The 23,756-nt window shown below is 38.6% G+C and carries 21 protein-coding genes and 1 other RNA gene; 20 read left to right on the forward strand and 2 right to left on the reverse strand.

The window, feature by feature from the left end:
- Window positions 1-11 precede the first annotated feature (11 nt).
- The 15 genes from rnr (at window position 12) to ssrA (ending at window position 16,005) form a co-directional block, all read left to right on the forward strand.
- The gene (rnr, locus tag HCH28_RS12495; protein WP_221681195.1) at window positions 12-2,480 is read left to right on the forward strand and encodes a ribonuclease R; all 2,469 of its coding nucleotides are present in this window, start codon (window positions 12-14) and stop codon (window positions 2,478-2,480) included.
- 71 nt (window positions 2,481-2,551) lie between these two features.
- A complete protein-coding gene (gene smpB / locus HCH28_RS12500; RefSeq protein ID WP_009373233.1) occupies window positions 2,552-3,016 on the forward strand; it encodes an SsrA-binding protein SmpB in 465 nt (154 codons plus the stop codon).
- A gap of 229 nt (window positions 3,017-3,245) precedes the next feature.
- Window positions 3,246-4,661 carry an FAD-binding oxidoreductase gene (locus HCH28_RS12505; protein WP_221681196.1) on the forward strand — a complete coding sequence of 472 codons (1,416 nt, stop codon included), beginning with the start codon at window positions 3,246-3,248 and terminating at the stop codon, window positions 4,659-4,661.
- Window positions 4,648-5,988, forward strand: a complete 1,341-nt coding sequence (locus HCH28_RS12510) for a (Fe-S)-binding protein (RefSeq protein ID WP_237497365.1) — start codon at window positions 4,648-4,650, stop codon at window positions 5,986-5,988. Before HCH28_RS12505 ends, HCH28_RS12510 begins: the two co-directional genes overlap by 14 nt.
- A 45-nt stretch (window positions 5,989-6,033) precedes the next feature.
- Window positions 6,034-7,134 carry a CdaR family transcriptional regulator gene (locus HCH28_RS12515; protein WP_221681197.1) on the forward strand — a complete coding sequence of 367 codons (1,101 nt, stop codon included), beginning with the start codon at window positions 6,034-6,036 and terminating at the stop codon, window positions 7,132-7,134.
- Window positions 7,135-7,297: 163 nt separating this feature from the next.
- A complete protein-coding gene (locus HCH28_RS12520) occupies window positions 7,298-8,323 on the forward strand; it encodes a DctP family TRAP transporter solute-binding subunit (protein WP_131521154.1) in 1,026 nt (341 codons plus the stop codon).
- Between the two features lie 11 nt (window positions 8,324-8,334).
- A complete protein-coding gene (locus HCH28_RS12525; protein ID WP_112116600.1) occupies window positions 8,335-8,832 on the forward strand; it encodes a TRAP transporter small permease in 498 nt (165 codons plus the stop codon).
- Window positions 8,829-10,154 (forward strand): TRAP transporter large permease, encoded by a 1,326-nt coding sequence (locus HCH28_RS12530; protein ID WP_221681198.1) that lies wholly within the window; start codon window positions 8,829-8,831, stop codon window positions 10,152-10,154. The genes HCH28_RS12525 and HCH28_RS12530 overlap by 4 nt, the downstream gene beginning before the upstream one ends.
- A 14-nt stretch (window positions 10,155-10,168) precedes the next feature.
- On the forward strand, window positions 10,169-10,918 hold the full coding sequence (locus HCH28_RS12535) for an SDR family NAD(P)-dependent oxidoreductase (RefSeq protein ID WP_009373217.1): 750 nt from the start codon (window positions 10,169-10,171) through the stop codon (window positions 10,916-10,918).
- Window positions 10,911-11,387 carry a PCC domain-containing protein gene (locus HCH28_RS12540; RefSeq protein ID WP_221681199.1) on the forward strand — a complete coding sequence of 159 codons (477 nt, stop codon included), beginning with the start codon at window positions 10,911-10,913 and terminating at the stop codon, window positions 11,385-11,387. The genes HCH28_RS12535 and HCH28_RS12540 overlap by 8 nt, the downstream gene beginning before the upstream one ends.
- A 12-nt stretch (window positions 11,388-11,399) precedes the next feature.
- Entirely contained in the window at window positions 11,400-12,881 is a 1,482-nt protein-coding gene (locus tag HCH28_RS12545) for a class I adenylate-forming enzyme family protein (RefSeq protein WP_221681200.1), read from the forward strand.
- Window positions 12,878-14,011, forward strand: coding sequence for a thiolase C-terminal domain-containing protein (locus HCH28_RS12550; RefSeq protein WP_221681201.1), 1,134 nt, complete (start codon window positions 12,878-12,880; stop codon window positions 14,009-14,011). Before HCH28_RS12545 ends, HCH28_RS12550 begins: the two co-directional genes overlap by 4 nt.
- 3 nt (window positions 14,012-14,014) lie before the next feature.
- Window positions 14,015-14,323, forward strand: a complete 309-nt coding sequence (locus HCH28_RS12555; protein ID WP_221681202.1) for a Zn-ribbon domain-containing OB-fold protein — start codon at window positions 14,015-14,017, stop codon at window positions 14,321-14,323.
- Between the two features lie 208 nt (window positions 14,324-14,531).
- Window positions 14,532-15,455, forward strand: coding sequence for a DMT family transporter (locus HCH28_RS12560; RefSeq protein WP_221681203.1), 924 nt, complete (start codon window positions 14,532-14,534; stop codon window positions 15,453-15,455).
- A 194-nt stretch (window positions 15,456-15,649) separates the two neighbouring features.
- Window positions 15,650-16,005: a transfer-messenger RNA gene (ssrA, locus tag HCH28_RS12565) on the forward strand.
- Between the two features lie 148 nt (window positions 16,006-16,153).
- On the opposite strand, the gene HCH28_RS12570 is transcribed toward ssrA, so the two are convergent.
- Window positions 16,154-17,311 carry a site-specific integrase gene (locus HCH28_RS12570; RefSeq protein ID WP_221681204.1) on the reverse strand — a complete coding sequence of 386 codons (1,158 nt, stop codon included), beginning with the start codon at window positions 17,309-17,311 and terminating at the stop codon, window positions 16,154-16,156.
- Window positions 17,312-17,515: 204 nt separating this feature from the next.
- A complete protein-coding gene (locus HCH28_RS12575) occupies window positions 17,516-17,782 on the reverse strand; it encodes a helix-turn-helix domain-containing protein (protein WP_221681205.1) in 267 nt (88 codons plus the stop codon).
- A gap of 559 nt (window positions 17,783-18,341) precedes the next feature.
- Here HCH28_RS12575 and HCH28_RS12580 point away from each other — a divergent pair.
- The 5 genes from HCH28_RS12580 (at window position 18,342) to HCH28_RS25440 (ending at window position 23,739) form a co-directional block, all read left to right on the forward strand.
- Entirely contained in the window at window positions 18,342-18,788 is a 447-nt protein-coding gene (locus HCH28_RS12580; protein WP_221681206.1) for a helix-turn-helix domain-containing protein, read from the forward strand.
- Window positions 18,789-19,211: 423 nt separating this feature from the next.
- Entirely contained in the window at window positions 19,212-19,778 is a 567-nt protein-coding gene (locus tag HCH28_RS12585) for a restriction endonuclease subunit S (protein WP_221681207.1), read from the forward strand.
- A 15-nt stretch (window positions 19,779-19,793) separates the two neighbouring features.
- Window positions 19,794-21,323, forward strand: coding sequence for a type I restriction-modification system subunit M (locus tag HCH28_RS12590; protein WP_221681208.1), 1,530 nt, complete (start codon window positions 19,794-19,796; stop codon window positions 21,321-21,323).
- A 130-nt stretch (window positions 21,324-21,453) separates the two neighbouring features.
- Window positions 21,454-22,449, forward strand: coding sequence for a virulence RhuM family protein (locus tag HCH28_RS12595; RefSeq protein WP_221681395.1), 996 nt, complete (start codon window positions 21,454-21,456; stop codon window positions 22,447-22,449).
- Between the two features lie 21 nt (window positions 22,450-22,470).
- A complete protein-coding gene (locus tag HCH28_RS25440) occupies window positions 22,471-23,739 on the forward strand; it encodes a restriction endonuclease subunit S (protein ID WP_221681209.1) in 1,269 nt (422 codons plus the stop codon).
- The last annotated feature ends 17 nt before the right edge of the window (window positions 23,740-23,756 follow it).

The following is a 23,756-nucleotide window of genomic DNA, read 5'->3' on the forward strand; positions in this document are numbered from 1 at the left end:
AGGGAATATGTATGAAAGACCAAAAAGATACACTACAAAGTCGTTTACTCGATTTTTTCAGCACAGATGATTATAAACCACTAACAGTCGGTGAAATCGAGGATGAATTTGGCTTTGAGGATGCGGAGGAGTTCAAGGAGCTTGTGAAAACACTTGTCCGCATGGAAGGGCAAGGCTTAGTTGTGCGTTCCCGCTCCAATCGCTATGGCCTACCAGAGCGTATGAATTTGCTAAGAGGTAAATTTATCGGACATGCGAAGGGCTTTGGCTTCGTGACACCTGACGTCGAGGGCATGGATGATGTGTTCATTCCACCGCATGAAATTAACGGTGCCATTAACGGAGACATCGTTCTGATACGTGTTTTAAAGGAATCATTCGGTGATCGACGTGAAGGTACGGTTACAAAGGTCGTCGAGCGTGGTCAAACAAGCTTTGTCGGTACATTCCAGGCTAACCGTGGCTTCGGCTTTGTTGTTCTAGACGATAAAAAGCTACCAATGGATATCTTTATTGCCAAAGGAGATACATTAGGGGCTGTCGATGGACATAAGGTTGTTGTTGAGGTAGCAACATGGCCAGAGGATTTAAAATCTGCTACAGGCTATATTACAAAAATTTTAGGGCATAAAAATGATCCAGGTGTGGATATTTTATCCATTTTGTATAAGCATGACATTCCACCTGAATTCCCAGATGAAGTCATTGCTGCTGCACAGCGCGTGCCAGATGAAATTACAGAGGCCGATTTAGTAGGTCGTCGTGATTTACGTCATGAAACGATTGTGACAATTGATGGGGCAGATGCAAAGGATTTAGATGATGCCGTAACTGTAACGAAAAATGTAGATGGAACGTATAAGCTTGGCGTACATATTGCAGACGTAAGTTATTATGTAACGCAAGGCTCGGTCATTGACATTGAAGCTTACGATCGTGCGACAAGTGTTTATTTAACAGACCGTGTCATTCCAATGATTCCACATCGTTTATCAAATGGCATTTGTTCATTAAATCCACAGGTTGACCGTTTAACACTATCCTGTGAAATGATTATTGATGCGAATGGTAATGTGGTTGCACATGAAATTTTCCAAAGTGTCATTAAAACGACTGAGCGTATGACGTATAAGGACGTTTACAAGATTTTAGAGGAGCAGGATGAGGCACTAATTGAACGCTATGAGCCACTTGTTCCAATGTTTAAAAACATGGCTGAGCTGTCGGGCATTTTGCGCCGTAAACGCGAAATGCGAGGAGCCATTGACTTTGACTTCAAAGAATCCAAGGTGATCGTGAACGAAGAAGGATGGCCAGTTGATATTGAATTACGTGAACGAACAGTAGCGGAGAAATTAATTGAAGATTTCATGCTAGCTGCCAATGAAACAGTGGCAGAGCACTTCCACTGGATGAATGTACCGTTTATATACCGTATTCACGAAGATCCAAAGCCTGAGAAGCTTCAACGCTTCTTTGAATTTGTCACGAACTTCGGTATTTTAATTAAAGGTACTGGTAATACCGTTCATCCTAAGGCATTACAGGATGTATTGAAGGCCATTGAAGGCATGCCAGAGGAGCCTGTTATCTCAACGATGCTCTTACGTTCAATGCAGCAGGCGAAGTACTACCCTGAAAGTCTTGGACACTTTGGCTTATCAACGGATTTCTATACACACTTCACATCACCAATTCGTCGTTATCCTGACTTAGTTGTACACCGTTTAATTCGTACGTATTTAATTAACAAGGATACATCGAGAGAAACCATTGCACAGTGGAGTATGGCAATGGATGAAATTGCTGACCACACGTCTGAGCGTGAACGTCGTGCTGTTGATGCAGAACGTGATACAGACGCACTTAAAAAAGCACAATATATGTCCGACAAAATTGGCGAAGAATTCGAAGGGATTGTTTCATCCATTACAAACTTCGGTATTTTCGTGGAGCTACCAAACACCATCGAAGGACTTGTCCATATTAGCAATATGACTGATGATTACTACCGCTTCGATGATCGTCAAATGATTATGATCGGGGAACGAACGAATCGCCAATTCCGTATTGGGGATGAAGTGACAGTTCGTGTGGCAAATGTCATTATTGAGGAGTCATCCATTGACTTTGAAATCGTTGGAATGGTAACTTCATATGGACGAACACGCAAAGCAGCACCAACTGTTATTCATGCACGTAAAAATTACAGCGATAACAAAGGTGAACGAAGTCGCCGAAGCACACGCAGTGATGAGGAAAAAGGCGGACGTGGTGGCAATCGTAGAGGCGGTCGTCAAGAGGATGATCGTGGAACTCGTAGCACCAAGCAAGGTGAACGACGCGAAAGTGACCGGGATCCGCGTGGTCGCCGCAAAGATGACTCAAGCCCAGGTCCTAAAAAACGCGTGAAACAAAAGCAAAAGTTCTATGAGGGCATTGCCAAAAAAGGCAAAAAGAAAAAAACAAAACGTAAATAAGCCTAAGCGAAAGTATTCATTGAAAGGGTGCTTTCGCTTAAGCTCAACCTTTTAAGTAGAGGGTGAAAGATATGGCAAAAGGTTCTGGTAAAGTATTAGCACAAAACAAAAAAGCAGGCCACGACTACTTCATCGAAGAAACAATTGAAGCAGGCATGGTCCTAACTGGCACAGAAATCAAATCCATCCGTGCAGGCAAAGTCCAACTGAAAGACTCCTTTGTCCGCGTCCGCAATGGTGAAGCATGGATCAACAATATGCACGTTAGCGCCTTCGAACAAGGCAACCGTTTCAACCACGATCCACTACGCACCCGCAAGTTGCTGCTCCACAAAAAGCAGATCGGCGAGCTAGTCGGTGCCGTAAAACGTGACGGCTACACAATCGTCCCATTGAAAATGTACATCAAGGATGGCTACGCCAAGCTCCTAATTGGCATCGGTAAAGGGAAAAAAGACTACGATAAGCGCAGCGACATGCGCAAAAAAGAAGCTAAACGCGAGATGGAACGTGCCTTCAAGGAACGCCAGCGTTAAAAAGGCTGATGAGAAAGCAGGCAAGTGCCACACTTTCTCATCTGTTTTTTTCTATATTGAAGCAAATTTGTTAGAAGCTGTTTGGATAAATCCAACAGCTTCTTTTTTTGGTCCGATAACACAAAAAAATTAAAATATAATCCCCTTTTTTATCTTCTAAGACATATGTTTAGAAAATTCCAACAATTAAAATTGTAGTAACTACATAATTCATTTCGAGGTGAGTCTTATGAATAAAACAGTTATCGAAAAAATTACGCACATTGTTGGTGAAAAATACGTAAAAAGCTCAACTGCACAGCTCTTAGCTTATTCCTATGATGCAACAGCAAACTTCCAGCGCTTACCTGATCTTGTTATTTCACCAGGGAATGCAGAGGAAATTGCGGAGGTTTTAAAAGTATGTAATGAATATAAGATTTCAATTATTCCTCGAGGCTCTGGGACAAACCTTGCAGCAGGAACGGTGCCTTATGAGGGAGGGGTAGTGATTTTATTTAATAGAATGGATCAAATTGTAAATTTTGATAAGGAAAATTTAACGATTACAGTACAGCCAGGTATTATATCCGAGAATCTTTGTATATTTGTTGAATCACATGGTTTATTTTACCCTCCTGATCCAAGCTCAATGAGAATTTCTACAATTGGTGGCAATGTCAGTGAAAACTCAGGTGGCCTGCGGGGGTTAAAATACGGTGTAACAAAGGATTATGTGAAAGGGTTACAAATTGTTTTACCGAACGGAGATATTCTAGAAACAGGTGGCAAACTAGCAAAGGACGTAGCAGGCTATGACCTCACCTCATTATTTGTTGGAGCAGAGGGAACATTAGGTGTAGTAACAGCCATTACCTTAAAGCTTATCCCTTTACCACAATATAAAATGACGAGCATCGCATACTTTGAATCTTTAGAGGATGCAGCGAGAACAGTATCTAGTATTATTGCACATAAAATCATTCCAGTAACGCTAGAATTTCTTGATAAAAAAACAATTAGCGCCGTCGAGCAATATATGAAAATAGGTCTCTCAACAGATGTAGAAGCAATGCTCCTACTCGAGCAGGATGGTGAAATGTATCAAGTAGAACAAGATGTCAAAGAAATGGTACGAATTGCGGAAGAAAATGGTGCTCTTTTTACGCAAATTGCAAAAGATGCACAGGAAGCGGAGCAAATTAAAACAGCAAGACGTGTCGCATTATCAGCATTAGCAAAATTAAAACCGACAGTTATTTTAGAGGATGCCACAGTACCACGATCAGAGCTGGCCAAAATGGTGAAGAGAATTAATGATATTTCCGAAAAGTACAAGGTCAATATTGCCACATTTGGTCATGCAGGCGATGGAAATTTGCATCCTACATGCTTAACAGACCTGCGAGATGAAGATGAGATGCACCGTGTGGAAGCGGCATTTGCGGAAATTTTTGAGGCAGCACTTTCGCTAGGTGGCACGATTACAGGGGAGCACGGTGTAGGTGAAATGAAGGCACCTTATTTAGAATGGAAGATTGGTCCTGTTGGTATTACTGTAATGAAAAACATTAAGCAAGCCTTTGATCCAAACAATATTATGAATCCTGGCAAAGTTTTTGCAAAAGAGACGAAGAAAAGAGTGGTGGTAGATGGTGGCAACTAATGTTCAGCAGCAAATGCAACAATCCTTCGAGACGCATATCGATGAAAATTTATTACTGGACTGTATGAGATGCGGTTTCTGTTTGCCAAGCTGTCCGACATATCTTCATACAGAGCAAGATGAGGCCCAATCACCTCGTGGGCGTATTGCCTTAATGAAGGCGGTGCGTGATGGAATAGTACCCTTTGATGCGTCCATTGAGAAGTCATTTGATTTATGTTTAGGATGTCGTGCTTGTGAGCCAGCATGTCCGGCTGGGGTACAGTATGGTGCTTTGATTGAGCAAACGCGTGAGGCGGTACAAGAAGTGAAGCACGCATCCCTCGTAGAAAAAACAACACGTACAATTGTTTTTAATAATCTTTTCGTCAAACAAAAAAATATGCAACATGCCGTCAGCCTACTGCATCTTTATCAAAAAACAGGCCTACAAAAGGCTGTGCGAAAAATTGGCTTTTTAAATTTATTCCCCAAGCATGTAAAAACAATGGAGGCATCTCTACCACCCATAGCAAGAAAAATACAGCCATTCAAACAGGTGAAACCAGCTACGATGAAGGTGGCCTTTTTTACAGGCTGTTTAATGGATACGCTTTATAAGGAAACAAACGATAAAACAGTATTCTTGCTACAAATGCTTGGTGTGGATGTTATTATTCCAGATAATCAAAGTTGCTGTGGGGCTCTGCATGGACATAGTGGGGAGCTAAAGCGTGGTAAGCAAAACTTAATTCGTAATGTAGAGCTATTTGATTCAGATGATTACACTTATATTGTTAATAATGCTGGTGGCTGTGGAGCTTTCTTGAAGGAGTATGAAAAGCATTTACAGAGTGATGATCAGTATCGTGAAAAGGCAATTCGATTTTCTGAGAAGACAATTGATATTTCAAGCCTGCTTGTCAAAGCTGGTCTGCTTGATTATTTAGCCACCTTGCCTCAGCAAGCAAAGCAAACACTTGTAACGTATCAGGATTCCTGTCATTTACGCAATGTCAATAAAGTCTTCAATGAGCCAAGAATGATTTTACAGGCACTACCAAATGTCCTTTTCACAGAACTGCCAAATGCCAACACTTGTTGTGGTTCAGCAGGAATATATAATTTATTGCAACCTGCATCAGCTAATGACATTTTAGCTACAAAAATGGCAACGATTAAGGCGCTACAGCCCACAGTTATCGTTACGGCCAATCCTGGTTGCTTGTTACAAATTCAATCTGGTATCCATAAGGAAAAGCTAGAATCAAGCATGTATGCCTCACATATTGTTGATTTTATCTACAAGAGCATAGAAAACTGTAGTAAAATAGCTAAAATATACTAAATTTTCGGCATAATCAGTATATTAATCTTTATGGGGGGTGGCACAATGTTTGATTTGCAAATAATTGGCACAAAAATTGTAAGAGAGCTTGGTGAGTTGATTGATCAAAATGTTGTTGTAATCGATCATAATGGATTTATTATTGCCAGCACAGACATGTCGAGGATGAATCAATTTCATGAAGGTGCTTTAATAGCCATGAAAAACAAAGAAGTCATGCATATGACGAAGGAGCTGTCGATTCAATTGAAGGGTGTGCGTGAGGGTCTTGTCATGCCATTAGTTATTGAAGATACATCAATTGGAGTAATTGGTGTTACTGGCCAACCTGCGGAAATAGAAAAATATGGGAAACTTGTTCAGAAAATTACACAGTTTTTTGTGGAAGATTTTTTAATGCACCGTAAAAAAGAACGAGAGACTAAAATGTTTGAGCTCTTCCTGCTAGATTTATTAAATGGTCAGGTAAATCAATTGTTGCTAGAGCAACGAGCAGAAATGTTAAATATTGATACAGAGCTCTACAATCGAATTATTATAATTCAATTGAATAAGAGAATCGATGAGAAGGGGGTGGATTATTTGCGTGCAATTCAAATAATCCATCCTCAATTACATATTTTTCAATGGAGCTTTGATAAGCTAGTGTTGCTTGTCCCAAAAATAACGCGTATTCATTTAGAGCAAACACTTCATTCATTTAACCGCAAACTTATAAAGCTATATGATGACGATATATTTATAGGTGTCGGCAACTCACATTCCTTCTTTGAGCTAAATGCATCCTACAACGAAGCAAATATAGCGTTAACGGTTGCTATAGAAAATAGACAAATAGTATTTGAAGAGGATTTGAAATTAGAGTTACTATTGTCCGACCTTGATGAACAAAAGGTTGGCCATTTCATCGGCAGAACAATTGGTTCTTTATTAGAGGAAGAAGAACTAATATACAATCTAGAAATGTGGCTAAAAAGTAAAGGGGGCTTACAGGAAATTGCTGATGCCCTTCATATTCATAAAAATACATTAAAATATCGCTTAAAAAAAATAGAAAAGCTTTTAAAGATTGATATTAATAATAATGAAAATAAATTGGAATTAATGATTGCTATTTTGCTGTTTCGAAAAAGAAAAAGCGTTTAATTAAATACTTGAAAATGCTGTTATTTGTATGATTTTTATTTGTTAGAGACAAAAATCACTCAATTATTATGTAACTTTTTATCCCCTAGGAATATATATTTAGATTTTTCGGAATTATAAAATAATTATAGAATCTAATATAAAAAGAGTAGGGGGATATTTTATGAGGAAATTTTTAAAAGGGAGAAATCTTCTCTTGGCTATGCTCTTGATCGTATCAGCAATACTAGCTGCCTGTGGTGGTAGCAGTAGCGGGGATGCTGATGATAAAGAAAAGTCATATAAATTAAAAATGTCTGTCACAGTATCAGATTCATCAACATGGTATGAGGCAGCAAAAAAACTGGCAGATGATATGGATAAAGAAACAGATGGTCGCATTAAAATTGAAGTATTTACGAATGAACAATTATCTGGGGGAGATTCGGGTAAGGCTGTTGAAGGCTTAGCAAAGGGTTCAATTGATTTAACATTTAACTCTACGATTATTTATTCGATTTTAGATCAACGTTTTGGTGTGACAAGTGCACCTTTTTTACTTAAGGATCATTCAGAGGTAGATAAAGTGTTTAATGGAGAAGGGGGAGAAAAGCTAAAAGAACTTTTAGCTGAAAAGGGTGTACAAGCTTTAGGCTATGGAGAGAATGGTTTCCGTCAAATAACGAATAGTAAGCGTGAAATTAAGCTACCAGAAGATTTAAATGGATTAAAGATTCGTATACCTGGTATTACCATGTACACAGATTTATACCGTTCATTAGGAACAGATCCTGCAACAATGACATTCTCAGAAGTGTTTACAGCATTGCAGCAAGGAACGATTGATGGGCAAGAAAATCCTATTGATGTTATTGCTTCGTCAAAGCTTGACGAAGTTCAGGATTACTTAACATTGTGGAACTATTCATATGATCCATTAGTGTTAGGTATGAATAAAAAGCTCTATGATTCTTTAAGTGATGCAGACCGTGAATTATTTGATCGCCTGGGTAAAGAGGCAGCTGCATATCAAGTGAAAATTGCACGTGAAAAAGAAGCATCACAAATTGAAGATTTAAAAGCTAAAGGAATGAATGTTTATACGCCAACAGATGCAGAATTGGAAGCGTTTAAAAAAGCTGTTCAGCCTATTTATGATAAATATACGGATATTTGGGGAGAAGATTTATTGAAAGCGTTTACGCCATAAGGGGGAAACATATGAAATTCTTAGACTATTTTGAAGAGATTATATTAAGCGTTACATTTGCAGCGATTACATTTATAACATTTGTAAACATTGTTTCTCGTAATTTAGTCAACTTATCCCTTTCTTTTACAGAAGAAATCACAGTTAATTTGTTAGTATTGCTTACATTTGTTGGTACAGCATTAGGTGTGCGTAGATACGCACACCTTGGTTTTACCTTATTGTTTGATAAAGGGAATAAGCTGACAAAAAAGGCAATTGTCATTATTTCATCAGTAGCAAGTGGTGTATTGTTTGCAGTATTACTTTATTACGGCATTGATATGGTATTGTTCCAAATGGAGATTAATCAAACAACACCGGCATTAGGAATGCCGCAGTGGATTTTATCTTCTGCCTTACCACTAGGTGCATTACTATGTTTAATTCGTACAGTTCAAGCGATGGTTGAAGAATATAAAGCGGTAAGTAATGAAGGGAATGGAGCGGAAGGAGATGAGCTAGCATGATAGCATTATTACTTTTTGGCTCCTTTATCGTGCTCGTATTTTTAAGGGTACCCATTGCTGCGTCCTTAGCAGTAGCTTCAATGATAGTGCTATTTACATCACAAGGGCTATCTGGATTTGAGGCATTAACAGATATTATGTATACGAGCGTGGCAAAGTTTACGCTATTAGCGATTCCATTCTTTATTTTAGCGGGTGTCATTATGGACCATATCGGAATTTCTAAGCGTTTAATCGATTTTGCACAAACATTAGTTGGACATCGTAAAGGTGGGATTGTTCTTGTAACGGTATTAGTAGCAATTTTCTTCGCTGCTATTTCAGGGTCTGGTCCAGCCACAGTTGCTGCCATTGGAGGTATTCTCATTCCGGCAATGGTGAAAAATGGCTACCGTAAAGAAACTGCTGGGGGATTAGTGGCGAGTGCGGGTGCGATAGGTATTATTATTCCCCCATCGATTGCCTTCATTATTTTTGCAGTAGTAGCAGGAGATCAAATCCCAATTACAATTAACCGTCTTTTTATGGCAGGGGTTATACCAGGTATTTTAGTAGGGATCGGTTTATTTATTGCTGGAATGTACGTTCGTAAACGAGACATTAAAAAAGGTATTTTTAATGACTCTGTGGAAGCAGTTAAGCAAAAAAGTACAGGAAAAGAACGCTGGGATGCATTTATTAAGGCACTTCCTGGATTAATGATTCCTGTCATTATTTTAGGTGGAATCTATGGAGGGTTTTTCACACCAACAGAAGCGGCAGTTATTGCGGTTGTATATGGACTAATTGTAGGACTGTTTATCCATCGAAAAGGCTACATAAAAATGATGTATCGTATTTTTATTGAATCGGCGTTACAAACAGCAGTTGTAATGATTATCGTAAGTGCCGCCTCTGTCTTTGCCTATATTGTCACAACAGAGCAAATTGCCTCAACTATTTCAGATACCGTTTTAGGTTTAACAGATAATAAAATCATTATTTTACTACTAGTAAATATTATTCTATTAATTGCTGGTGCATTTATCGATGCCATTTCTGCGTTTTATATATTTGTCCCGATATTACTTCCAATTATGTTAATGCTCGATGTAGACCCGGCTGTATTTGGCGTGTTTATGACGATTAACTTAGCAATCGGCTTATTTACACCACCTGTTGGCTTGAATTTATATGTTGCTGCCAGTATTTCAAAGGCCAATATCGTTCAAATTTCAAAAGGGGTGGTCCCGTTTATTGTTGCTTCGGTTATCGTTTTATTACTTGTAACCTATATACCTTCTCTATCAACATTTTTACCAGATTTATTAAATATTAAATAGCAAAGGGGAAAACTATGATGACATTAAAAGATGATGTAGCGATTGTTACAGGAGCAGCAAGTGGTATTGGACAAGCAGTTGCGGTCCAGCTTTCAAAGCAAGGGGTACATGTTGTTTTAGTTGACTTAAATTCATGTGAGAAAACAATTGAAAAACTAGCACATGATAGCTATTTAGAATGCTTAGGAGATATTCGTGATGCAGAGTTTGTGAAAGCAACAGTCAATCGCACAGTTGAAAAGTATGGAGAGATTCATATCTTGGTGAACAATGCTGGGACATGTAGCCGAAAAAATATTGAAACAATGACTTTTGAGGAATGGTCGCGTGATCTTGATACGAACTTAAAAGCAACGTTTATGTTTACCCAGGCATGTGTGTACCCACATATGAAGGATGCACAATATGGTCGGATTATTAATATTAGCTCAGTTTCAGGTTTAAACGGCGGTGTTACCTCTGGCGAAGATGGTACAGGTCGCTCAGGTCCAGCTTATGCTGCATCAAAAGGAGGGGTTATTGCCCTTACGAAATGGGTAGCAAAAGAGCTTGGCCCACTTAATATTACTTGTAACTCTGTGGCACCAGGCGCAACCTTAACAGGTATTACAACAGGGGTTCCATACAATTTAGATCAACAGGTTATTAAGCGTATCGGCACACCAGATGATATTGCAAGTGCCGTCTTATACTTTGCATCGAGGGAGGCTAGCTATGCAACTGCTCAGGTGTTAAAGGTAGATGGAGGGATTAGTATTGGATAATTCTCGTTGGCAAGCTTTGTATGACCGACCTACGGATAGAATTATCGGGAGATTGAAAGCAGGAACGGATTTATTTACTGGGATGAAAGAGGTTTGCAATCACTTTGGGGTAAAGGGAGGGCAATTTCAATGCATGGGATCCCTAAAGCAGGCTACCTATGTTCAAGTTCAAAGAGGTGAAAAGCAAGGGACCATTGTTTATTCACCAAAACGGCAAACTACTTCTCCAGTCGAACTTATTTCTGGTTTAGGGTTTATTGGGATAGATATGGAGACGAATAATTTAGATATTCATTTCCATGGATCTTTTGTCGATTGTGATCAACATTTTACTGGTGGTCATTTTCTTGAAGGAGAAAATGAAATCGCTATCACAGTCGAATTCATCCTCTATCCATTAAGAGAGGCGATACCGAAAAGACGGAAGGATCACCAATTTGGGGTTCTAATTTTTCATTTTGATGAATAGGGGGGAAGATAAATGAGTACAATTGGCCAATTAGCACTGAAATCGGCTCGAGCGTATCCAGATAAAATAGCAGTTAAATTCAAAGATCGTGCGATTTCCTATGCCAATTTGATGGAACGGGCCTATGCTCTAACAGCTTATTTTAAAAGCCTTAACTTACAAAAAGGAGAGCGCGTAGGTATTTTAATGTCAAATCGATTAGAGCATATAGAGCTTGATGTAGCTGTTTCTTTATATGGTCTTATTAAAGTCCCACTTAATTACCGATTGCATCCGAAAGAACATGAGTATCAGGTGAAGGATTCAGGCATGAGTCTGATGATTGGTGAAAAATCATTAATTGATCCGCTACATATTGACTTTCCAATTCTTTATTGTGGAGAACCGTATGAGCTAGTAGTGAAACAGTTTAAAGGGCAATCCCATGAAAATGAAGTGAACGAAAATGATACGATGGCCATTATGTATACTTCAGGAACGACAGGTAATCCGAAAGGCGTTATGCTATCACATCGCAATATGGTTAGTGGAGCCCTATCCTTAGCAATAGCGTGTGAAGTTGACTATACGGATATGCTTGGTCACGTCGCACCACTGACACACGGGGCAAACTTTTTAAGTCATGTGGCATGGCTCTATGGCTTAACACAAGTTATTTACGATAAATTTGAGCCAGAGCAATTTGTTCATTTATTAGAGCAGGACCGTATTTCAATCATTTTCCTAGTCCCAACGATGGTCAACCTAATGATTCAGCACGATCAGTTCAACCCGCAGAAGCTTCGTACCATTAAATCGATTAATATGGCAGGCTCCCCGATCGCTGCCGCTAAGTTGCAAGAGGCACTAGATAAAGTAGGAACAAAATTTGTAGAAACCTATGGTCAAGTAGAGGGACCGATGTGCATTTCGATGATGCCACGCGAGGATTTACCATATTGCCTTGATTCATGTGGTAGAGTTGGACCATTTGTTGATGTGAAAATCGTGGATGCTGAGGGCAATGAATGTCCAGTAGGAGAAATAGGCGAAATTACTGCAAAGGGCCCGCTTATTATGCAAGGCTATTGGAATAACGAAAAGGCGACTGCCGAAACATTGCGTGATGGCTGGCTTCATACAGGCGATTTAGGCAAGCTAGATGCGCATGGCTACCTATCGATCGTGGACCGCAAAAAGGAGGTCATTATTTCAGGTGGTGTAAATATCTATCCGCGAGAAGTAGAGGAAGTGTTGAACAAGCATGAATTCGTCAAGGAAACATGTGTAATTGGTATTCCAGATGACAAATGGGGCGAATCCATTGTCGCCTATGTCGTGCCAAACGGCCGTGGGGAAATTGATAAGGATGCCTTAATCGAGCTTTGTCAGCAACATTTAGCGAGCTTTAAAAAGCCAAAAGAAATTTTCGTAGTAGAAGCCCTACCAAAAAGCTCCTACGGGAAGATTTTAAAACGGGAGCTAGTAAAACAACATATGGAGGTGACACAGTGACGGTATATGTTCATAGTGTAAGCATGACGAAGTTCGGTAACAATGAAAATGCTTCATTAAAGGATTTAATGCTCACTGCTAGTAAAGAGGCGCTAGATGAGGCAAGAGACTTAAAAATCGATGCGGTTTTTGTTGGTAACTATATGGGAGGTAGCTTAGCCAATCAAGAAATTCTAGGTGCGATCGTAGCAAATGACCTAGGGCTCGGATCCATTCCTACAGCCAAATTAGAGGGTGCCTGTGCATCAGGTGGTATTGCATTACGGCAAGGTATTTTAGGTATATTAAGTGGCGAATATGAAAGCGTTTTAGTTGTCGGTGTAGAAAAAATGAAGCATGCCCCAACCGCCACTGTCACGCAATTTATTAACTCTGCAATGGATCAGACGACAAACGAACGTTATGCGGGTCTAACTTTCCCAGGATTTTTTGGTGTAGTCGCAAACCGCTACTTCCATGAGACAGGTGCAAATAAATCCCATTTAGCAAAATTAGCGTTGAAAAACCGTGAAAATGCATTACAGAATCCATTAGCCCAATTCCAAAAACCAGCAACACTCGAAGAAATAATGAATGCACGTATGATTACAGATCCACTTGGTTTATTCGATTGTTCACCTATTACAGATGGAGCAGCAGCAGTTGTGTTATCTCGTAAGCCATCGGATATTAAAATAGTAGCATCTGCACAGGCTTCAGGACCGACAATGATGCAGGATGCCATTGATTTATTATCATTACCAGCGATTCGCATTTCAGGACAGCAAGCCTATGAAAAAGCAGGGGTTGGTCCTGAGGATATTGATGTTGTGGAAATTCACGATTGCTTCTCCATGACAGAAATGCTGGCCATTGAAGAGCTTGGTTTTTTCCCGAAATTAGAAGGCTGGCTAGCTATCGAACAAGGGAAAACGCGCGTGAACGGAGAAAAGCCTATCAATACAAGCGGAGGTCTATTATCGAGAGGACATCCTATTGGCGCAACAGGTGTGGCACAGTTTTACCAATTAGTACTCCAATTACGTGGACACGCACCAAACCAGCTAGAAAAACGACCGCGATTAGCACTTGCACAAAATTTAGGTGGCACTGGTTCTTATTCGGTTGTCCACATATTAGAAAGGGTGTAGCAGATGAAGGTTTATGAATGCTGTGGTGTAGAGTCAGTAACGAAAAAAGTGTATTGCAGCACCTGCCGCCAAGAAATTAAAAACGTACGAGAAGTCCCAGATGAGGGAACCGTGTACAGCTTTACGGTCATTCATATTGCACCAGCAGAATATGCCCATTTGGCACCGTATACTGTGGCACTAGTCCAGCTAAAGGATTCAACAGCCAAGCTAACAGTGCGTATTCAAGAAAGTGTCCAAATTGGTGACCTCGTACAGCTAGATGAAATGAAAGATGGAACATACATTTATCAAAAGGTGAGAACTGCTTAAGGATGGGGATGAAGTATGGTAGGCTGTTTGGAAGACGATGTCTTTCCTGGCGGCCTACTTTCTTATGAATAGTCTACTAGACTTATTATAAATGCTCCTTTATTGAGGCAAATTTCAATTTGGGTCCTGCTGCAGGTGTTAGCCTGTTGTCTCATAGAACATAGAGAGGCTTCTTATCTTGCGATCGAATAAAACAGGAGGTGATGACTTGGCAAATGCAAAGGTTTATTCCATTTTAGTTTTCGTTATGTTTCTTTGGGGCATGAACGTTACATGGCTAAAAGTAATTGTTTCCAATGGCGATCCTTTAACGATACAAACGGCGCGTATTTTTCTTGCAGCTATTACGATTTTTATTATTTTAAAGCTAACAAAGCAGCCGCTTTATATAAAGGGGATGCCATTTAAGTACATATTCATTGGTTGTTTTTTTGGCGTCATTTGTCACCATGTCTTTTTAGCATATGGCATCGTTCAAACAACAGCCATGAAAACAGCCATTATTAGTGGCTTAAGCCCACTTTTCACGGCACTTATTGCCGTATTATTTAAAGACACGGTTATGACAAAATCTAAATTAATTGGCTTTGCCCTTGGAGGAATTGGCGTGCTATTCGCAGTGGTGGACGACATTACTGAGCTGACCAACCTACAGCTAGGTGATTTTCTCGTCTTTATGTCATTCTTTTTGCAGGCATTTAGCTTTATCGCAATTCGTCGTGCAACTGAAGTCATCTCTCCTATGCTGATGACAGGCTGGATGCTTCTCATAGGCTCATCACTCTTATTAATTTTCACATTCGCTACAAGCCTTCGAAGCTACGGGGCTTTTGTATCCTTCAGCCCGTTCATATGGCTCGTATTTTTCATGTCCGCCATTTTAGCCACTTCCATCGGACATACACTATATAACTTATGTATAAAACACATTGGTGCAGCGGAATCCGCTATTTTTGTGAATTTTAATACCATATTCGCACTCATTGGAGCGGCCTTATTTTTACATGAAATCATTACACTTCAGCAATTTATCGGTAGTTTAATTATTATTTCAGGGGTTATAATCGGCACAAGCAATTTAGAGGAAAGACTTCTTCAAAGGAAAAAAAATCGCGATAAACTAGAATGTTAGAAAAATAGAGATGGTCAACTTTTCCTAGGCTTCTATAAGAACGCTGATCCAACTTATAAAGTGTCTCTACTTGATGTTTTAAGCTATTTATTTTATAATAGTAACACATGCCAGTGAGCATCTACTCGTACGATGTTCATTTACAACCTGCCTTGTGCAGCGTTGTCCGAACGGTTTATAACCGGATTATATCCGGGGACGTTACGGATTCGACAGGGATGGTTCAAGCTTTGGTCGCGCGTCGGAGGGCTCGGCTCCGTCATCAACGACAGTTATATAATAACTGGCAAACAACAAAACTTAGCTTTCGCAGCGTAAGCTCGTAAGCGCTCTGCCTCTCTATCGCCCATGTAGAGAACGTGGGGCCCAACTTTAGTGGGATACGGTCGATGGTGCCACCTGAGTCATCGGCAAGAGATTTCCAGGTTAGCGTACAGGACGCCTGTTTGTCGGCATAATGTTACGTGAATCGTAAATAGGCAAACTACACGCGTAGAAGCTGAAGTATTGGAGTTTCTGGACGCGGGTTCGACTCCCGCCGTCTCCATAATACGAATTTCATTGAATTTCATCTGATTTCAATGAACCTCAAAACCCTTGATATTCAAGGGTTTTTGTCGTTTTTAGAGATTCATTTACTTTCATCTAATTTCATTGAATTTCATCTTTATATGGTCAATTTTATGGTCAATTTGTGGTCACGATTTTAAGAAGTCTGCGAACAAATTGACTGTTTCTTTTTCGGCATGCGCAGTTAAATGCGTGTAAATATCCATAGTAGTTTTGATGTCGGAATGACCAAGACGCATTTGGACCTGTTTCATGTTAGCGCCCGCCTCTATTAGCATTGACGTATGCGTGTGGCGCAATCCATGTGTTGTAAGTGGCGGAAGTTCATACTTATCAATGACATAATTGAGCCATTTTCTCGTCTTAGTTGTTTGCAAATAACTATTGTCCTCATTCGGTAAAACTAATTGCTTTTTCTTTTTAAATCGTCTACCTAACGAGTTTTTAAGGTCAATTTGCCATTCTTGTAGAAGATTTATCGTTTCATCGTCTAAGCTGATAGTTCGACTAACACCAGTTTTCGTTGATTTCTCATACATAGTATTTTCTAATCCTCGTGCAATCGCTTTATTGATTGTCATTTCCTTTTTGTCAAAATCAATATCTTCCCAAGTGAGCGCTAATAATTCGCCTTTTCGCATTCCAGTAAAGGCGAGAATATGGATAGCAACGTATGCTTTCCGATTCGTTTCTTCTTTCATAACTGTTAGCAGTTTGTTTAATTCATCTTTCGTATAGAAATTGCGCTCTACTTTTTTGATTGTCGATTTGTGCGCCCGCTTTTTTGGCATCTCCACCAACTTAAATGGATTGGATGGTATTAAATCACGTTTAACTGCGTAATCCAATACTTTTGATGCGTAAGCTTTGATCGTGCGGGCTTTCGCTAATTTCTCGTGTAATTGGTTAACGAATTTTTGACATACATCCACGTTTAACTGCTCTATACGATAGTCACCGATTGCAGGAAGGATATGATGCTCAAAGTATTTCAGCGTTTTATTGAGCGTACTTTCCTCGACTGTGTTTTTATAGACTTCTATCCATGCCTCATATAGCTCGCGGTATGTTTCGTAAGTTCTTTTTTGAAACGTACCTTTAGCGATTTCGACTTGAATACGTGCCAGCGCAATTTCAGCTTCTTTTAAAGATCTAAAACCTCGGCGCGTCGTATATTGCGGTTTTCCCGTTAATGGATCTAAACCGAGATACACTTTAAACATATAATAAGTTTTACCGTCTTTTTTCTTATAAGCCTTAATGGCAGTATTGGATTTTCTTGGCATAGTTAGTATTCCTCCTATAATTACGGGGACAAATTACAAAGGGAATATAACCAGCGTTACTAATCGAAGTAACACTTTTATTATAAAATTACGGGTTCGAGTTGTCTAAAAAATAGCGTAATTTGCCACCGCAAGTTTATTAGTTTTGAGTAATGGAAATTTTGATTAGCAGATTGCTAATAGAAAAGGTTTTAAAGTGTGGAATTAAAAAGAGTTTTCAGTAAGGAAGCGGTCAATTTCACTTTTTGCTACGCGTTTTACACGATCAACTTCTGCAACTTTTAGTCCCATGATGCGGAATTTGTTGAAAGTGTTATAGGAGATATTGAGATATTGACACGCCTCTTCGATAGACATCCATTCTTTCGGTTCATCTTTCTTGTTGCTAACAATTTCATTCAATAATTCAGCGATTGTATTTAAAACAATCGCCTGTGTGGTGGATTGAATTTCTAATGCATTTAGTTCCATTTATAACGACCTCCTAAATTAGATTGTTTATAAAAATGATAAGGTTACAAATGTAACTACATAAAGGCTCCTCCTTTCGCAATATGTAAATGGGTTTGTCGCAGGAGGAATTGGAGTATTAGGCAAAATAAAAGCTGGCTTATTTAAAAACACATGCATACTTAGAGGCGCACTTAGCATATAAATGGGCGCAAAATACCCATTGATCGCTAAAAAGCACTCTAAATAAAAACATGTAAATTTAAATAAACCAGCTAAAAATATCAAAAACTAAATAAAAAAACATATGTGAAATTGCCTATATTCAATTTTCGATTATAAGATACAACAAATTATTTTTCATGTCAACAAATCTAAATGAATTTTTTGGAAATTAAAAGAGAGCCAGACGCATCCAACTCCCTTAAGTGCAAGCCGAAGCTATACACCGCGATTAATCTCAATTATATCACCAAATAAAAAAATTAGCGTATACAGTTATAAATGCTTTATTACTTTCTAAAATATATAAACTCATAAAAAAGGATTACCGTATTGGTATAGTTTAGGAGGTAATGAGATGAAACAGGTAAAGGTATTTGATGAAGCGTTTGCGGACAAATTAAAGCGACTAAGAAAGGCGCGTGGATTCTCGTTGCAACGAATGAGTGATATGACTGGCGTAAGTCCGAGTTATATTAGCAGATTAGAGCGAAACGAAAAGCAATCCCCATCGTTCCCGATTTTAGTGGAACTTGCGCGTGCGTTAAAGGTAGATGTATTGACGCTGGCAGAAGGGTTAGTTGAGCAAGATGAAGTAGTAGATCTTTATTCGTTAATGTTCAAATCACCGTTGCGCGTTGCGGACAAGATTTTAACTGAAGAGGAAACAAGGCAGGTAATTCATTTAATCGAAAGAATTGCGAAATTTGACTGGAATGAACAAACAATGTGGCGCGAACTTTGTGAGGTAGGGAATTTAATAAGTGCTTTCAAGGGAAGGCACGATGTTGAGCCGAGGACGTAATTGTTCTCGGTTTTTCATTTATGCAACCGCTGAAAAGTGGATTGGATATGTACCGCTAAAATATGAATGAATTATACTAACGAATCTATTTGTAATTTATTGTTGAATATATCTGAAATAGATGCGCAATTATCATCTAAAATATATTCGCGAATATAATTACGATCGAGTTGTATTGTAATTGTATTAATAATCGCAATATGTTTGTGCATTTATTTGAATTAGAGTAGCGATTATAATCGTTGTTCGATTAGAAATTTGCATATTATTATCGCATACCGTAGTTGATATCGTTACGTTTGTAACAGTATGAAAAAATCTGGAAATAATCAACAGAATATGTTTGCAACCGTAACTTATTTGTTATATGATTGATTTAACTTAAATGTTAAATATTTAATTTAACGAATTGGAGGTGTGGTTTTGCAGTTAGGAGATATAGCGGATATTCGTGCGGGCATGGTAATTACGCGTAAAAAAGCATCTACTTCAAGTGAAGTAAAAGCGACGTACCGTATGTTTACGATAAAAAGTATTGATTCTTCAGATGAATCATTTGAACTGTTCGAGAGTAATGAGGTGCTAAGTCCGCATTATTTCACGAAGGAAGGGGATATACTGTTCCGATTAAATTATCCGTATTCGGCGGTCTATATTGATGAATCAAAGGCTGGTCTGTTAATCCCTTCATCATTTGCGGTGATCGACGTGCAAGTGGATTTCATCTTACCTGAATATGTAGCATGGTATTTGAATACAGCGCCCGCAAAAAAAGAGTTAGAAAAAGGACAAGCAGGGACGCGAATTCCAAGTACGAATAAGGCGACATTAAGTGCTATACCAATTGAATTAATGCCTCTCGGAAAGCAACGAAGCATTGTTCAATTGTATAAGCTTCATTTACAGGAAAAACAGTTACTGAATAAGTTAATAGAAGAAAAAGAAAAGCTATTCCAAGCACAGACAAACAAAGTGCTTCAAGGAATGTAATTTGGAGGAAATCACATGACAGAGAAAGTTTCACAAGATCAAATCAATAGTATATTATGGCAGGCCGCGGATACATTCCGCGGAAAAATCGACTCAAGTATTTATAAGGACTACATTTTAACGATGATGTTCATTAAATATTTAAGCGATTCGTATAAGGAGCACTTAGAAGAGTACACAGAGCGCTATAACGGTGACGAACAACGTATTCAGCGCGCATTAACACGTGAGCGCTTTGTATTAGACAATGAGTCAACATTCGACTATCTGTACAGCAAACGTAATGATGCAGAAATCGGTGAAATCATCAATAAAGTGTTAGAGCGCATTGAAAATGAAAATACTGGTAAGCTTCGTGGTGTATTCCGCAACATCGACTTCAATAGCGAAGCGATTTTAGGTAAAGCAAAAGAGCGTAACGCGATGTTGCGTACATTATTAGAAGACATCAATAAGTTAAACTTAAAGCCTTCTGTAATTGGAAGTGAAGATGTTATCGGTAATGCTTATCAATATATGATTGAGCAGTTTGCTTCAGATGCGGGCAAAAAGGGCGGAGAGTTCTACACGCCGACTATGGCTTCTGAATTATTAGCACGTTTAGTGAAGCCACAAGAAAATGATCGTATTTATGATCCAACATGTGGTTCAGGTTCATTATTAGTCCGAGTTGCAAAGCAAGTGGCAAACAATAAAGTCGCGATTTATGGGCAAGAGCGTAACGGCGCTACACATTCATTAGCTTTAATGAACATGTATTTACATGGCATTGATGACGCTAATATTGAATGGGGGGACACGTTAGCAAATCCGCTACATTTAGAAGACGGCAAGTTAATGAAGTTCCAAAAAATCGTTGCTAACCCACCGTTCTCATTAGATAAATGGGCGATGGGCTTTGCTGGGGAAAGTAATAATGACAGCAAATTTAAAATGGATGCAAGCTTAGATCCACACCGCCGTTTCGAGTGGGGCGTACCACCAACATCAAAAGGTGACTATGCATTTGTACAGCACATGCTTTACTCATTAGCTGAAAATGGAACAATGGCGACAATTTTACCACATGGCGTATTATTCCGTGGCGCAGGCGAAGGGAAAATTCGTCAGCAAATCATCGAAATGAACTTGCTGGACGCGGTTATTGGTTTACCAGAAGGTCTGTTTTATGGTACAAGCATTCCAGCATGTATTCTTGTGTTTAAGAAAAACCGCACACGAAAAGATGTATTATTTATTGATGCATCAAGCGAAGGTAACTACGAAAAGGGCAAAAACCAAAACAAGTTGCGCGAAGAAGACTTACAAAAAATTATCGCAACATATGATAGCCGTGAAACGATCGATAAATATTCATACGTCGCATCATTTGAAGAAATTAAGGAAAACGATTTTAACCTTAACATACCGCGTTATGTTGATACGTTCGAAGAAGAGGAACCTGTTGATATGGATGCAGTAAAACAAAATATTGCGAACATCAAAGAAGAGCTAAAAGTTGTTGAAGCCGAGATGGAGAAGTATTTGAAAGAGTTAGGGTTGTAACGGTAAGGAAATAGCCAGGAAGATAACCATTTTCTTGATGATAGGAAAATGGTTGTCTACTACTATACTAATAGTGATGAAGACCATTTCTCCTGAGGGGGAAAAATGGTCGTTGAGTAGAGGTGAAACGATGGATACTAATTCAGATTTTTTAATGTATCAAACTGAAAATGGCGATACAAAAATTCAAGTGCGATTAGAAGGTGAAACGGTTTGGATGACGCAAAAGGCGATGGCAGAGTTATTTCAAACTTCCACTCAAAATATTACACTCCATATAAAGAACGTATATGCTGAAGGTGAATTGTTGGAAGAAGCAACTTGTAAGAATTACTTACAAGTTCAAAATGAAGGTGCGCGCGAAGTTAAACGACAAGCAAAGCACTACAACCTCGAGATGATTATCGCTGTCGGATATCGTGTCCGATCACATCGCGGTACACAATTCCGTCAATGGGCAACGGAACGCTTAAATGAATTTATGATAAAAGGTTTCACGATGGATGATGAACGGCTAAAAGAAATGCGCAACATAGGGGCAGATTACTTTGACGAGCTCCTTGAACGTATTCGTGATATTCGTGCCTCTGAAAGACGCTTCTATCAAAAGATTACCGACATTTATGCAACGTCTATTGATTATGATCCAAATTCAACGATTGCAAGGGAGTTTTTCGCAACCGTACAAAACAAGCTTCACTTTGCCATTCACGGACATACAGCTTCGGAATTAATTGTGGAGCGCGCTGATGCAACGAAACCTAACATGGGCTTAACTTCTTGGAAAGGTGATAAAGTCCGCAAAAACGATGTAACTGTGGCAAAAAACTACTTATCTCAGGACGAGCTAAGTGATTTAAATCGTATTGTTACGATGTATTTAGATTATGCGGAGTTGCAAGCGAAAAAGAAAAAGCCGATGTATATGAAAGACTGGGCGCAAAAGTTAGATGCGTTTTTAGAGTTCAACGAGCATGACATCTTAACGAACGCGGGGAAAATTAGTGCGAAGTTGGCAGAGCAATTTGCAACGGAACAATATGAAATCTTTCATCAACAACGCTTAGCAGAACCGAAGAAGGATGATTTTGAGGATTTTATAGAGCAGAAAAACTTTGAAAAATAATTTAAAATGTAGGTGAATTGAGTGGAAGAAACGTATCCAAGAGATTGGAAAGAATATAAGTTTGGAGATATTTTCGATTTTAGTGGTAGTTTGTCTATATCAAGAGCGAATTTATCTGATGAGGGCATTTGTTATTTACATTACGGCGATATTCATAAATCGAGTAATAGCTTTATTGATGTAAGTAAGGTTTATGATGAAATACCAAAATATAACATATCTTTAGAGCAAGTAGATTCAAAATATTTATTAAAAGATGGTGACATTGTTTTTGCGGATGCTTCAGAGGATTACGAAGGAATTGCAAAATCAATTACAGTTGTTAATAAAGATAATAAACCATTCATTAGTGGTCTTCATACAATTGTTGCAAGAGATAAGAATAGCACTATTGATAATAGTTATAAACGATATTTCCTAAAAGACTGGAATATTCGTAAACAGCTCATGACGTTAGCAACTGGAACTTCTGTTTTAGGAATTAGCCAGCCTAACCTAAAAAAGATTAAAGTTTTCCTTCCTGCCATTGAGGAACAAAATAAAATTGGGGAGATTCTATCTGAGTGGGATAAAGCAATTGAACTTAAAGAAAAGTTAATCAAGCAAAAAAAAGAGCAGAAAAAAGGTTTAATGCAAAGACTCTTATCTGGAAAAATTCGTTTACCGAATTTTAGTGGACAATGGGAAAAGATGCACTTAGAAGATATATGTATAGAAAAGGGACTTGTACGAGGACCATTCGGTGGAGCGTTAAAAAAAGAGCATTTTGTAAAACAAGGTTATAAAGTATATGAACAAAAAAATGCCATTTATAAGGATATAAATTTAGGCGATTATTATATAGATGAAAATAAATTTCTTGAATTAAAAAGATTCGAAGTTAATCAAGGTGATTTTATTGTAAGTTGCTCTGGAACAATAGGGAGAATTTATAGAATTCCTAATGATTCGCCTAATGGGGTAATTAACCAAGCGCTTTTAAAAATCCGCATTAATGATAAATTGATAGATAGCGAGTATTTTTATCAATATTTCCAATGGGAAAGTTTTCAAAATAGAATTATAGAAAATACACAAGGAGGAGCAATGCGTAATTTAGTTGGGATGGAAATATTCAGAAAAACTCTATTATCTATTCCACCGTTAATAGAACAAAAGAAAGTTGCTGAGGTTTTATATTGTATAGATAACGAGATAAAATTACTGGAACAAGAGTTACTTTTGACAAAAGAACAGAAAAAAGTAATTATGCAACAACTCCTAACAGGAAAAATTAGAGTGAAGGTATAACGCCTTTACTCCTTTTC

The sequence above is a fragment of the Lysinibacillus sp. K60 genome (assembly GCF_019731275.1).
GTDB lineage: Bacteria > Bacillota > Bacilli > Bacillales_A > Planococcaceae > Lysinibacillus > Lysinibacillus capsici.

Bases quoted from the DNA above. Each gene is read 5' to 3' on its own strand.
- rnr (WP_221681195.1), top strand. From the start codon at position 12: ATGAAAGACCAAAAAGATACACTACAAAGTCGTTTACTCGATTTTTTC.
- smpB (WP_009373233.1), top strand. From the start codon at position 2,552: ATGGCAAAAGGTTCTGGTAAAGTATTAGCACAAAACAAAAAAGCAGGC.
- HCH28_RS12505 (WP_221681196.1), top strand. From the start codon at position 3,246: ATGAATAAAACAGTTATCGAAAAAATTACGCACATTGTTGGTGAAAAA.
- HCH28_RS12510 (WP_237497365.1), top strand. From the start codon at position 4,648: ATGGTGGCAACTAATGTTCAGCAGCAAATGCAACAATCCTTCGAGACG.
- HCH28_RS12515 (WP_221681197.1), top strand. From the start codon at position 6,034: ATGTTTGATTTGCAAATAATTGGCACAAAAATTGTAAGAGAGCTTGGT.
- HCH28_RS12520 (WP_131521154.1), top strand. From the start codon at position 7,298: ATGAGGAAATTTTTAAAAGGGAGAAATCTTCTCTTGGCTATGCTCTTG.
- HCH28_RS12525 (WP_112116600.1), top strand. From the start codon at position 8,335: ATGAAATTCTTAGACTATTTTGAAGAGATTATATTAAGCGTTACATTT.
- HCH28_RS12530 (WP_221681198.1), top strand. From the start codon at position 8,829: ATGATAGCATTATTACTTTTTGGCTCCTTTATCGTGCTCGTATTTTTA.
- HCH28_RS12535 (WP_009373217.1), top strand. From the start codon at position 10,169: ATGATGACATTAAAAGATGATGTAGCGATTGTTACAGGAGCAGCAAGT.
- HCH28_RS12545 (WP_221681200.1), top strand. From the start codon at position 11,400: ATGAGTACAATTGGCCAATTAGCACTGAAATCGGCTCGAGCGTATCCA.
- HCH28_RS12555 (WP_221681202.1), top strand. From the start codon at position 14,015: ATGAAGGTTTATGAATGCTGTGGTGTAGAGTCAGTAACGAAAAAAGTG.
- HCH28_RS12570 (WP_221681204.1), bottom strand. From the start codon at position 17,311: ATGCCAAGAAAATCCAATACTGCCATTAAGGCTTATAAGAAAAAAGAC.
- HCH28_RS12575 (WP_221681205.1), bottom strand. From the start codon at position 17,782: ATGGAACTAAATGCATTAGAAATTCAATCCACCACACAGGCGATTGTT.
- HCH28_RS12580 (WP_221681206.1), top strand. From the start codon at position 18,342: ATGAAACAGGTAAAGGTATTTGATGAAGCGTTTGCGGACAAATTAAAG.
- HCH28_RS12590 (WP_221681208.1), top strand. From the start codon at position 19,794: ATGACAGAGAAAGTTTCACAAGATCAAATCAATAGTATATTATGGCAG.
- HCH28_RS12595 (WP_221681395.1), top strand. From the start codon at position 21,454: ATGGATACTAATTCAGATTTTTTAATGTATCAAACTGAAAATGGCGAT.